The following is a 12,089-nucleotide window of genomic DNA, read 5'->3' on the forward strand; positions in this document are numbered from 1 at the left end:
ACTTTACAATCCTTTAACAGTATAAATTATTAACCAGTTCATTATACATAGTCTTTTCCTCACTCACCCTTTAACAAACCTTATTTTTTATGGATATTTTTGGGGTGATTTTCCTATACCCTTCATTTTTCGTTAAAACATTTATCTTAGAATACAACTTTTCAACTAACTTTCCTCTTTTACAAAAGGCTAACAAGCTATTCATATCTAACTTACATTCACTTGTTACCTTTTTTATAGACATCGCTTCAGGAACAACCTCAAAAATTAATCTTGGAGGTATATGAAATGAATTCTGGTAATGGCGGCTTAAACAGAAGAGAGTTTTTGAAAGTTGGAGGTATGAGTACATTAGCTTTAACACTTGGTACCACTGGGATGTTTTCATTAACAGGTAATGCTAGCAGTGCAGCAGCTTCAGGAAATCCAACGAGTGGATTCGGTGGTTATGGACCATTAGTTGAGGATCCAAATGGAATTTTGGATCTCCCTAAAGGATTTCAGTACAAAATCATCTCAAAAACAGGTGACAAAATGACAAATGGTGATTTAGTTCCTGGTTTATTAGATGGAATGGCCGCTTTTAAAGGTCCAAAAAACACTACGATCCTTGTACGAAATCATGAGCTTGGCACTAACCACCAATACCCTGTAAACGGAAAGAACCCTTGGAGTAACGGGGCAGCAGGTGGAACAACGGCTCTTGTAGTCACACCAAACCGTGAAGTTATCGATGAGTATGTCACAAACTCAGGAAATATCCGTAACTGTGCAGGTGGCCCTTCCACTTGGGGAACTTGGTTAACGTGTGAAGAAACAAGAAACATGGGACACGGCTTTGTCTTTGAAGTAAATCCAAATGATCCTGAAAACGAAATGTCCAAAACACCAATCAGAGATATGGGGTATTTCTCTCACGAAGCATGTGCCGTTGATCCTGCTACAGGAATTTGGTACTTAACAGAGGATAATAATCCTAGCTTTTTCTACCGCTTCACTCCACATGATAGAAGCCAAAAGCTTGGTTCCTTACAAAAAGGCGGGATTCTTGAAGCGGCTGCATATGATGAGCTTCCATCCAATCAGGCAAGCCAATTTTCAAGCGGTCAAAAGTACGGAGTCGTCTGGAAAGAGGTTAACCCAGAGCGTGCAAAAGAAGATGCGGCTGAATTAGGGTGTATCCGTTTTAGCAGATTAGAAGGAGCATGGTTTAGTGCTGGTGCATTTTGGTTTGATGATACGAATGCAGGCGAAGGCAGGCATGGAAGAGTATATCGTTACTTCCCTGCTACAAATACACTAGAGCTTTTTTACGAATCTTCAAGTGCCAATGATTTACGCGCACCTGATAATATTACGATCACTCCTTGGGGAGACCTTTGGATTGCAGAGGATGGTTCTGGACCAGACCGCATTATTGGTCTTACTCCTGAAGGTGAAGTATACCCTTTTGCTTATAACCGCTTAAATGGGGAGGAATTTGCTGGACCTGTGTTCTCCCCTGATGGAAATACACTGTTTGTTAACATCCAAAGTCCAGGAATTACATTTGCGATTTGGGGACCTTTCGCTAGAAGAAACGCCGCGCGTCAACGTGCGATGAACCACGCATCTCCACCTGCCGGCTTCGCTCCTGCAGTTTCGGACAAGCTCACTGCGTTTGCAGAGGAACAAGGAATTTCGGTTTTAGAAGCGGCTGCACTAGATCGTCATGGAATTACTATTTAAATAGACAGGAGGTGTCATGTGATGCTATCAGGTATTGGAATTCCAGGTTTAATTCTTATATTAGTGATTGCCCTCATTATTTTTGGTCCATCTAAACTTCCTGAGATTGGCCGTGCATTTGGAAGCACATTAAAGGAGTTTAAGAAAGCTACAAATGAACTCGTAACAGATGATTCAAAAGCTCAACCAGAAGACAAACATAAGCTCCAAGCCGTTGAAAGAGCAGAAAGCAAGACAGGCATGTAAGTTGGAAAGATGTAAGCCAAAATGACTTGCTTTCCACTTGAGGGCACTGAAAAAGAAAAACGACTTTTTCAGTACCCTCTACTTACATCTTTCTCTTTCTATAGAAAGGAGCTCTACATATGGAAAAGACCCCCATGCAGCTAGTTGACCATTTAGGCGAATTACGGAAGCGAATCATTATGACTTTGCTATTTTTTCTTTTTGCTTTTATTACAACATTTATTTTTGTAAATGATATTTATCAATTTCTTGTCCGGGATTTAGATGATGAGTTGGCTTTGTTAGGACCTGGCGATATTCTCTCCATTTATATGATGCTTGCCGGATTATGTGCCATTGCTCTGACCATTCCACTTGCCGCTTTTCAAGTATGGAAATTTGTTAAACCTGCGCTGACAACCGCTGAACAGAAACTGACGATTGGATTTATTCCTGGTCTTTTCTTTTTGTTTTTATCCGGAATTGCATTTGGTTATTTTATCTTATTCCCACTTGTCTTGAACTTCTTGATGAGTTTAGCTGGGGATCAATTTCAAACTTTTTTTACGGCTGAGAAGTATTTTACATTTTTGCTTCACTTAACACTGCCTTTTGGACTTTTATTTGAAATGCCTGCGGTTATTATGTTTCTTACCAAGCTAGGTATTCTGAATCCATCAAAACTGAAAAAAGGAAGAAAATATGCTTATTTTTTACTTGTTGTCACGTCTGTGTTGATTACGCCTCCCGATTTTGTCTCTGATATCCTAGTTGTCATCCCTTTGCTTCTTTTGTACGAAATCAGTATTACATTAAGTATGCTTACTGTTCGGAAATCAAAAATGTTTGCAGTTCCTAATTCATAGGAGGTAATACAATGCTCTCAAATTACTCAATCCAACCTAAAGATCAAATGACATTTGTAAATGAAGATAAAAAACTCAAGAAAAACTCTCATTGTATGAATTGCTTATTATGTCCTCATAAAAAGCATCTTAACAATGGTGAAAGCCAAAGTCCTCCAACTCAGGCGACCTCCCCTAATTAAGGGGATAGTTCTCCTACTCCTTTTTTAAAGACCTAACAAATTCGTATATAAATTGTGACTGAATCGCACATTACTAAACAGAAGGAGGAAGGTAATTATGAAAAACAATGTGTCCAGTCTACAAAGACAGAACCAAATATTCCAAGCTGAACAATCTGTTGAACATGCACACCAAGCAATCAATGATGCGTTATCACACCCTGAAAAACAAACGGTCGAAAACGCAAAAAATTCGATTGAAAAAGCCGAGCACGCTCTTACTCAAGCTGCAGACTTTGACAATCAAGATGCCGTTCAATTAGTTCGAGAACAGTTTGAGCAATACAAGCAGTCATTCAAAGAGGTTTCTGACCGTTCTTATGAATAATAACGATAAAAAAAGGTTAGTTTTTGAGTCCGCTGAAAAAGTCCTTTTTAGCGGATTCGAGGAAGCGGCAATGGCTCCACACGTTGCGCGCCTGCTATGAGAAAACCACTCATAGCAGGCTTTAAGACAAAGCAACGGTTCCGCTCATTGCTTCGGGGATATCCCAAAAGGTCAAGAGCAGACCTTTTGGGATATCCCCTTTTGCAATGTTTGTTTAAATTATAAGCCGGGTACATGTCTGTAAAACCAATAAGGAGTGTACTTAGTGTCTTATCAATACAAACAAGAGAAAGCTGGGGTCGTGTTGCCAATCTCTGCTTTTATTGTGATTGGCTTTGTACTTTGGGGGTTTTTCACTCCGCAACATATGGAAGATATAACAGCTTCCATGCTTTCTTTCATCACTGAAACAATCGGGTGGTTTTATGTTGTCATAACAGCATTGGTCGTTGCATTCTGTCTTTTTATTGCCTTTGGACCTTACCGACAGATGAAATTAGGAAAATACGATGATGAACCAGAGTTTAGTTATTTTGCTTGGATCGGCATGTTGTTTTCAGCCGGCATGGGTGTAGGCCTTGTTTTTTGGGGTGTAGCTGAGCCCATGTCGCATTACATAAATCCCCCAGAAGGAATTGAATCGAAAAGTACTGAAGCTGCTACAAAGGGATTATTGTTTGGCATCTTTCATTGGGGGATGCATCCTTGGGCTGTGTATGCATTAATTGGTATGGCTCTTGCTTTAGTAAAATATCGCAAGGAGTTACCTGGTTTAATTAGCTCTATTTTTTATCCACTTTTAGGAGAGCGGATCCACGGCCCACTTGGAAAAGGGATTGATATTATGGCAACAGTCGGAACCTCAATTGGAATTGCGACTTCTTTTGGGCTAAGTACGTTACAGATAAGCGGCGGGTTAGAAGAAATGTTCGGTTTCACATCAGGAAATACGCTTTATATAACTATTATTGCTATCATTACCGTCATTTATATGATCTCTGTTTTATCAGGTATCAACCGTGGAATGAAATATTTAAGTGAGTTTAATTTGTCGCTAGCAGGTGTTCTATTCCTTGTTATGCTCATTGCTGGGCCAAGCATTTTCATCCTTGAACATATGGTGAAAACAACCGGGATGTACATAAGTCAATTTATTACGTTAAGTTTTGAGACAATGCCGTACAGCGATAACGAATGGTTAAGCGAGTGGACCTTTTTTTATTGGGCTTGGGTTATTGTATGGAGCCCATTTGTCGGAACGTTTATTGCTAGAATTTCCCGAGGACGTACACTTCAAGAGTTTGTTCTTGGTGTTCTATTTGTTCCGACGGTAGGAACAATTTTATGGTTTGTTGCCTTTGGCGGTTCTGCGCTTTATTATGAGTTATTTGAAGAAGCTGAACTGGCTAGGCGAATTCAGTCTGATCCTGAAACGGGACTTTTTCTATTTTTAGATACGCTGCCTTTAGGAGTCGTTCTCAGCTTTTTAGCATTACTTTTAACAACGATTTTCTTTATTACTTCGGCTAATTCCGCTACTTTTGTGTTAGGTGTCCTTACTTCAAGAGGCAGCCTTAATCCAAGCAATAAAGTCATGACCATTTGGGGATTGTTAATTGCAGCGGTGTCTTGCGCTATATTGATTAGCGGTGGTTTAGATGGATTGCAAAGTGCCGCCATTATCGCCGCACTCCCATTTACTTTTCTAATTCTATTCATTATCGTTTCTGTCTTTCTGTATTTAAGAAGTGAAGGAACGCGTTAGCCAGGTGGGATAAAACCTGGCTTTTTTGAAAGGTATGCAGGTTGTGACAAGTAACCCCCCCTCCTATTTCAAATGCTACATTCTTCGTTGTTCCAACTCTCTATTGCCGATATAATGAAGGGTATATTAACTGCGAGGGAGAACACACAATGAAACCAGTTCATTCTTACCTATTTATTACTACAGTGCTGTTACTTCTCACCTTACTTAGTGGATGCGGCAACGAACAAACAGAACAAGAAGCACCGGACGAGTTACTTGTCGCTGCAGCTTCCGACTTAACGTTAGCTTTTACCGAAGTTGGAGCTTTATTTGAAGAAGAAACAGGTGCGACTGTGACCTTTTCATTTGGTTCGACAGGTCAATTGGCTGACCAAATTGCAAATGGCGCTCCGTTTGATGTGTTTGCAGCTGCAAACATTGACTTCATTGACGGTTTGAGGGAGGCAGAGTTGATTTTCAATGATTCACAAACAACGTATGCGTTTGGTCGAATTGGAATTGCAACCTTACCAAATGGTTCACTCAATGTAGAGACATTGGACGACTTAAAGAATCCCGATGTAAAAAGGATTGCCATTGCGAATCCAGACCATGCGCCATATGGATTGGCAGCCAAACAAGCATTGGAAACCTCTGGCATATGGGAAGAGGTCAAAGAGAAACTCGTCTACGGTCGAAATATTTCTGATACACTTTCCTATATTGAAACTGGAAATGTTGAGGCGGGAATCATTGCTCTTTCTCTCTACAAAGAGGGCGAAGTAGATTTTGCACTTATCGATGACGATCTTCACGAACCACTCGAACAATCTATTGCTGTCATTAATAGGACAAGCCAGGAGGAGCTTTCAAGAAAGTTCCTAGAATTTATTACGGGGCCGATTGGCAAACCAATTATGGAGAACTACGGGTTTATCATTCCAGAGGAGAATAAGTAATGACCGATATCAATTTATTTCCGCTATTTTTATCGTTACGAGTTGCTGCAACCGCAACTCTTTTAGCAATTGTCATCGGGATTCCCATTGCCTACTTGTTAAATAAATCAAACGGCAAAGTAGCGGATTTTTTTGATTCATTTCTTACACTGCCAATCATTCTGCCACCAACCGTTCTAGGATACTATTTGCTTGTTTTATTAGGGCGACAAAGTGCCATTGGACAATTTTTAGAAAATCGATTTGATATTACTATTGTCTTTACCCCAACAGGTGCAACGATTGCAGCATTAGTTGTCTCAATTCCATTTTTAATTAAATCAGCAAGATCTGCCTTTGCGAACATTGATCATTCCTTCATCAAAGCAGCAAGAGTGTTAGGACGTTCTGAATTAAGTATTTTCTTTTCAATTTATATGCCGCTTGCTTGGCGAGGCATTGCAGCTGGAATCACCCTTGCCTTTGCGCGAGCGCTAGGTGATTTCGGAGCAACGTTAATGGTAGCTGGAAGCATTCCAAATGAGACAATGACGATGCCTATCGCGATCTATGATGCCTTACTTGCCGGTAACCGCGAGTTAGCCAATATCCTTGTTTTCATTATGACAAGCGTGTCAATTATTATTCTTTACATCCTCAATCGCCTAGAAAAAAAAGTAACAGAAAGCAGGTAACGATATGCTCAAAGTATCGATTACAAAACAGCTAAAACAATTTCAACTGCACAGTAATTTTGAAGTTAATCATGGTATTACAGGCATCATCGGCCCTTCAGGCTGTGGAAAGAGCGTAACTTTGCAATGTATTGCTGGACTTGTAACTCCTGATATCGGAGAAATTATCGTAAACGAGAAACATTTCTTCCATGCCGATAAGCGTATTAATATCAAAACAAAAGATCGTAATATTGGCTATGTTTTTCAGCAGTATGCCCTTTTTCCGCACTTAACTGTTGGCAAAAACATTGCCTACGGATTAAAAGGTTTCTCAAATCATGAGAAGAAGAAAAAAGTAGCCGCAATGCTTGAAAAAGTTCAATTAACAGGCTACGAAAAACACTATCCAAATCAATTATCAGGTGGACAGCAGCAACGAGTTGCCCTCGCTAGAACACTCGTAACAGATCCTGATATTTTACTATTAGATGAACCCTTTTCAGCTCTCGACCATCACGTGAAACATCTTTTAGAAGAAGAACTGCTCCAAATTATAAGAAGGCATTTTACAGGCGTCGTCTTGCTTGTCACTCACAATATGGAAGAAGCGTACCGTCTGTGCGACCAATTGCTTCTATATAATAATGGATCGATTGTTCAAGCAGGGACAAAGGATGAGGTATTCAAACATCCAAAAAATATTAGCGCAGCAACGATCATCGGTTGTAAAAATATTCTTCCATTTGACTCTTTGTCTAGGATAAACGATAGACTTTCATGTACAATTGCTGGAACAGAACTTCAAATAAAGAAGCAGCAAGCAAGCAATGATGCTAAGGCTATTGGTATCCATGCTGAAAATATTCAATTTGTAGAAAAAGATGCAAAGCTAGAAAATACTTTTCCTTATCAGATCAAAGAAGTTATATCGGGCATACACCATTCAAATGTGACGGTTCAAGCAGGCCCGCTTTTCCTAAGAGCGATCATTCCAAATAAGCAACAACCCATCGTTTTAAGTGGAAACATGCATGTTAGAGTTCCAGCTGAAGATTTGTTTCTATTAGATGAATAAAGCACAACAGATATATAACAATATCCATTGTGCTTTCCCTATTTATTTTGTTTGAGATTCCTTCATTTGTTTGCTTCGTAATTGCCCACAAGCAGCGTCAATATCTGTCCCATGTTCAATTCGAATTCCACACGTAATTCCGTTTTTCTTTAACGTGTCATAAAACGCTAATACTGAACTTTCTTCACTTCTTTGATACTGACTGTGCTCATCAACAGGGTTATACGGAATCAAATTCACATATGCGCGACGATCGCCAATCAATTCAGCTAACTCAAGAGCATGCTCCTGCTGATCGTTTACGTCTTTTAGTAAGATGTACTCAATCGTAATCCGTCTGTTAGATTTCTCGATATAGTAATCAATCGCTGGCATTAATTTCTCAAGCGGAATCGCACGGTTTATTTTCATAATACGAGTTCGCAATTCATTGTTTGGAGCATGCAGTGAAATCGCTAAGTTCACTTGCAGTTTCATATCAGCAAACTCGTAAATTTTATCAGCTAGACCACTTGTTGATACGGTAATATGCCTTGGTCCAATTTCAAGTCCTTTTTGATCTTTTACAATCTCCAAAAAGTCGACCATATTCTCAAAATTGTCAAATGGTTCACCAATCCCCATAACAACGATATGGCTTACCCGCTCCCCTTTTCCAACTTGGTCAAGGTGAAGTTGAACCTTCATAATCTGTTCAACAATCTCTCCACTTGATAAGTCACGATCCTTCTTTAACAAGCCACTCGCGCAAAAACTACAGCCAATATTACAGCCCACTTGTGTCGTGACACAAACCGACAACCCATACTTATGACGCATTAAAACTGTTTCAATTAAATTGCCATCACTTAACTTTAAAAGAAACTTAATCGTCCCATCAGCTGATTCTTGTTTTGTATGCTCAGTTAATGTTTGTATCGAATAATTCTTCTCTAATAATGTAAGAAGATCCTTATTCACATCCACCATATCACCGAAGGATGTTACCCGTTTTCTATATAGCCACTCCCATACTTTGGAGGCACGACCTTTTTTGTGTCCATGTTCTAATAACCATACAGACAATTGTTCAAACGTTAATCCATAGATGGACTCTTTATTCATTCGTTACCCTCTTTTCACTGCGTTTAACATTCATTCTTATTCTACTGAAAGAAAACATCGCAAGCAAACGTTTCTGCTTTTCCTATGTTTCCCAGTCCAAAAGTTCGTTAAAAGTGCTAAACGTTATTTTATCATGAAATGAACCTATGCATGAAGGAGGAATAAATAACTAAAGTAACCATATTCACAATATTTACTTAACTTGTTGCATAGGTATAGATACGAAACATTTTTAGATAGGAGGTAATCATGTCAAATCCTCAAGATCGTCTAAATGAACCTACGCTTTCGACTCGTGGATTACAACCAGAAAATAAAGAAACACCGATCTCATTTCTGAATTCAGACATCATGCCCTCTCATATATTTTTCAGAAGAAATCATTTCACTTACCCAACACTGACGTACTCAAATTATTGGTTACCTATAAATGGCTTAGTCCAAACACCAAAAGTATTCTCGTTACAGGAGATTGTTAAGCTTCCTTCAAAAACAATTAAAGTTGTCTTGGAGTGCGCCGGAAATAAACGAAGTCTGTTTGAACCGAAAGTATTTGGCGACCAATGGGAAAAGGGAGCAATCAGCCAAGGCTACTGGACCGGCGTCCCGCTTCCCACTTTGCTTGATGCAACTGGCATAAACCCAAAAGCAAAAGAGGTTTTATTTGAAGGATACGATAAAGGAAAACGTACAGATTTAAATAGTGAGTATCCATATTCTCGAAGCTTGCCTTTAGAAAAAGCCTTAGATCCTGATACGATTATCGCTTATGAATATAATAGCCAATCCATTCCTTTTAAACACGGGTATCCGTTAAGGCTGATCGTCCCTAATTGGTACGGCATGGCTTCTGTTAAGTGGATCAAACAAATTAGCTTAATTAGTTCCGAGTTTAAAGGACCCTATCAGTCTGTTGATTATGTTTATTACCCTAATAAAGAAAACGATTCAGATACCTACCCTGTTACGATCATGAATGTTAATTCCACGATACAACATCCCGTTAATATGGAGATCATGAACACAGGAACTCATTTAGTTAAAGGAATTGCATGGACGGGTGCTGGGGAAATAGCAAAGGTTGAGCTAAGTACGGATCAAGGAGTAACGTGGCTTCTTGCCGAGCTCGAACCATCTTACGGAAATTACGGTTGGATTTCTTGGACGTATGAGTGGTCTGTGTTTGATCCCGGTGAATACACAATCATGTCTAGAGCAACTGATACACTTGGGCGAACCCAGCCATTTGAACCGTTTTGGAACCGAAAAGGCTACGGATATCACGCAATTGATAAAGTCCAAGTTAAAATTGAATAACAGAATAGGACCAATACCACCTATAGAGTATTGGTCCTATTTTGTTTATTAAGGTTTCTTTTTTAGAAACAACTATGTATAATCATCTGACAACACCTTAACAAATGCATAGTAAAATATCTATCCCTTAGAACGCCCCGTTTAAAAAGGTTTCGTAAGTAATTTTTCGACTTCAAGTTATTTTTAATTTCCTTTCAGAAAAATTTATTCTATCCCATGAGATATTTTAACCAATTAACAAGTTCAAATTTAGATAACTCGAACAATGAAATAAGTAAGAGTTATGACTAAGATATGAATATATAAATTATTGAACTCTAACTTATTTTATATAGTGGGACCTGCTACTTAGTAAACTTCCCTCGAAAGGAATGAAGCCCAATGAGCTTAGAAGCTTTGAATGAACGAGTGAAAACGGATCTATCTTATTTAGCGTTTGGTGGAGATGATTGGGTGCGTCCCCTTATCCACCCAAAAGGACATGTTTATGATGTTGTTATCGTTGGCGGCGGGCAAAGTGGCTTAGCAACAGCTTTTGGGCTTTTGCGAGAGAGAGTGTCTAACATTCTTGTTATAGATGAGAATCCAGAAGGCTTAGAAGGACCATGGAAAACGTATGCACGTATGGTAACATTACGCACACCAAAACATCTAACATCGGTAGACCTTGGAATTCCCTCTCTGACATTCCGTTCTTGGTGGGAAGCACAATTTGGTCAAGAAGCTTGGGAAGCAGTCGATAAGATCCCACGAGGCGATTGGATGGATTATTTACGTTGGTATCGAAAAGTGCTTAACTTACCCGTTATAAACGAAGTGAATCTGAAGCTAATTGAGCCGATTGAACAAGGCCTTCATCGAATTCACATTAGTGGCGCTGGTGCACCAAGAGATAATCTACTAGCACGCAAAGTTATTCTCGCTACTGGAATCCAAGGAGGAGGCGAATGGCACGTTCCACCAATGATTTCAGATTCCTTACCGAAACACCTCTATGCTCACACTTCAGAGACAATCAATTTTGAATCGCTTAAAGGGAAAAAAGTTGCTATTTTAGGTGGCGGAGCATCCGCCTTTGATAATGCCAATTTCGCACTGTCAGAAGATGTAGCAGAAGCACACGTCTTCGTCCGTCGAAAAGAGCTGCCACGAATTAACCCAATCCGACAAATGGAAGGTTCGGGCATGATTGAACGATTCCACGCTTTAGCAGACGCTGAAAAGTATGCTGCTATTGCTCACTTTTTTAAACATAACCAACCTCCCACGAACGACACATTTGAACGAGCTGCATCTTGGGATGGCTTTCATCTTCATTTAGATTCACCCTGGCTTAATGTGAAATCCAACGGAGACAGGGCTGTTGTAACAACGCCTCACGGTACATTCACTTTTGACTTTCTCATTATTAGTACAGGTCTCCTCACAGATCCGGCATTGCGCCCAGAGTTGAAGCTTGTAGAAAACCATATTTCTCGCTGGGGTGATCGGTATCAAGCTCCCGAACACCTAGCAAACCCTGCACTTGATGCACACCCTTATTTGAGCCCTGGGTTTGCCTTTTTAAGCCGTGACGAACAAGGAGAAAAATATTTGCATGGAATATTTTCATTTAATTATTCTGCCTTAATCAGCTGTGGCATTTCAGCATCTGCCCTGTCCGGTATGAGATTTGGCGTACCAAAACTGGTATCAGCTGTGGCTGATCAGTTGTTCCTCGATGATCAAGATGAAATTTTGAAAGATTTCTTTGAGTACAACGAGGTAGAATTTGTTGGTGAATGGCCGTTGAAGGTGTAGAAAAAGCGTACTGTCTTTGATCGGACAGTACGCTTTTCTTCGTTCTCTTCTCTTTTTCATGCC

Annotated in this window: 11 protein-coding genes; 10 read left to right on the forward strand and 1 reads right to left on the reverse strand. The window is 39.7% G+C overall.

Features of this window, described 5'->3' with window-relative positions:
• Positions 1-288 precede the first annotated feature (288 nt).
• The 8 genes from AC1FXP_RS11415 to AC1FXP_RS11450 all read left to right on the forward strand — a co-directional run bounded on the left by AC1FXP_RS11415 (position 289) and on the right by AC1FXP_RS11450 (position 7,805).
• Complete coding sequence (locus tag AC1FXP_RS11415) at positions 289-1,728, forward strand: alkaline phosphatase PhoX (protein ID WP_480061434.1); 1,440 nt, start codon at positions 289-291, stop codon at positions 1,726-1,728.
• A 21-nt stretch (positions 1,729-1,749) separates the two neighbouring features.
• A complete protein-coding gene (gene tatA / locus AC1FXP_RS11420) occupies positions 1,750-1,974 on the forward strand; it encodes a twin-arginine translocase TatA/TatE family subunit (RefSeq protein WP_480061569.1) in 225 nt (74 codons plus the stop codon).
• A gap of 119 nt (positions 1,975-2,093) precedes the next feature.
• A complete protein-coding gene (gene tatC, locus AC1FXP_RS11425; RefSeq protein WP_480061436.1) occupies positions 2,094-2,819 on the forward strand; it encodes a twin-arginine translocase subunit TatC in 726 nt (241 codons plus the stop codon).
• A 279-nt stretch (positions 2,820-3,098) separates the two neighbouring features.
• Positions 3,099-3,368 carry a hypothetical protein gene (locus AC1FXP_RS11430; protein WP_480061438.1) on the forward strand — a complete coding sequence of 90 codons (270 nt, stop codon included), beginning with the start codon at positions 3,099-3,101 and terminating at the stop codon, positions 3,366-3,368.
• A gap of 265 nt (positions 3,369-3,633) precedes the next feature.
• The gene (locus tag AC1FXP_RS11435; protein ID WP_480061439.1) at positions 3,634-5,133 is read left to right on the forward strand and encodes a BCCT family transporter; all 1,500 of its coding nucleotides are present in this window, start codon (positions 3,634-3,636) and stop codon (positions 5,131-5,133) included.
• Positions 5,134-5,282: 149 nt separating this feature from the next.
• Positions 5,283-6,074 (forward strand): molybdate ABC transporter substrate-binding protein, encoded by a 792-nt coding sequence (gene modA / locus AC1FXP_RS11440; RefSeq protein ID WP_480061441.1) that lies wholly within the window; start codon positions 5,283-5,285, stop codon positions 6,072-6,074.
• Complete coding sequence (gene modB / locus AC1FXP_RS11445; RefSeq protein WP_480061443.1) at positions 6,074-6,748, forward strand: molybdate ABC transporter permease subunit; 675 nt, start codon at positions 6,074-6,076, stop codon at positions 6,746-6,748. Before modA ends, modB begins: the two co-directional genes overlap by 1 nt.
• A gap of 4 nt (positions 6,749-6,752) precedes the next feature.
• Positions 6,753-7,805 (forward strand): sulfate/molybdate ABC transporter ATP-binding protein, encoded by a 1,053-nt coding sequence (locus AC1FXP_RS11450; protein WP_480061445.1) that lies wholly within the window; start codon positions 6,753-6,755, stop codon positions 7,803-7,805.
• 42 nt (positions 7,806-7,847) lie between these two features.
• On the opposite strand, the gene rlmN is transcribed toward AC1FXP_RS11450, so the two are convergent.
• Positions 7,848-8,909 carry a dual-specificity RNA methyltransferase RlmN gene (gene rlmN / locus AC1FXP_RS11455; protein ID WP_480061447.1) on the reverse strand — a complete coding sequence of 354 codons (1,062 nt, stop codon included), beginning with the start codon at positions 8,907-8,909 and terminating at the stop codon, positions 7,848-7,850.
• Between the two features lie 249 nt (positions 8,910-9,158).
• On the opposite strand from rlmN, the gene AC1FXP_RS11460 reads away from it, so the two are divergent.
• Complete coding sequence (locus AC1FXP_RS11460) at positions 9,159-10,226, forward strand: sulfite oxidase (RefSeq protein ID WP_480061449.1); 1,068 nt, start codon at positions 9,159-9,161, stop codon at positions 10,224-10,226.
• Positions 10,227-10,607: 381 nt separating this feature from the next.
• Positions 10,608-12,026, forward strand: a complete 1,419-nt coding sequence (locus AC1FXP_RS11465; RefSeq protein ID WP_480061451.1) for an NAD(P)-binding domain-containing protein — start codon at positions 10,608-10,610, stop codon at positions 12,024-12,026.
• The last annotated feature ends 63 nt before the right edge of the window (positions 12,027-12,089 follow it).

The sequence above is a fragment of the Halalkalibacter sp. HAAS-P013 genome (assembly GCF_056619925.1).

What these genes read in the sequence shown, in the direction of transcription:
- AC1FXP_RS11430 (WP_480061438.1), top strand. Translation starts at nt 3,099, where the DNA reads ATGAAAAACAATGTGTCCAGTCTACAAAGACAGAACCAAATATTCCAA.
- modA (WP_480061441.1), top strand. Translation starts at nt 5,283, where the DNA reads ATGAAACCAGTTCATTCTTACCTATTTATTACTACAGTGCTGTTACTT.
- tatA (WP_480061569.1), top strand. Translation starts at nt 1,750, where the DNA reads ATGCTATCAGGTATTGGAATTCCAGGTTTAATTCTTATATTAGTGATT.
- rlmN (WP_480061447.1), bottom strand. Translation starts at nt 8,909, where the DNA reads ATGAATAAAGAGTCCATCTATGGATTAACGTTTGAACAATTGTCTGTA.
- tatC (WP_480061436.1), top strand. Translation starts at nt 2,094, where the DNA reads ATGGAAAAGACCCCCATGCAGCTAGTTGACCATTTAGGCGAATTACGG.
- modB (WP_480061443.1), top strand. Translation starts at nt 6,074, where the DNA reads ATGACCGATATCAATTTATTTCCGCTATTTTTATCGTTACGAGTTGCT.
- AC1FXP_RS11465 (WP_480061451.1), top strand. Translation starts at nt 10,608, where the DNA reads ATGAGCTTAGAAGCTTTGAATGAACGAGTGAAAACGGATCTATCTTAT.
- AC1FXP_RS11460 (WP_480061449.1), top strand. Translation starts at nt 9,159, where the DNA reads ATGTCAAATCCTCAAGATCGTCTAAATGAACCTACGCTTTCGACTCGT.
- AC1FXP_RS11450 (WP_480061445.1), top strand. Translation starts at nt 6,753, where the DNA reads ATGCTCAAAGTATCGATTACAAAACAGCTAAAACAATTTCAACTGCAC.
- AC1FXP_RS11415 (WP_480061434.1), top strand. Translation starts at nt 289, where the DNA reads ATGAATTCTGGTAATGGCGGCTTAAACAGAAGAGAGTTTTTGAAAGTT.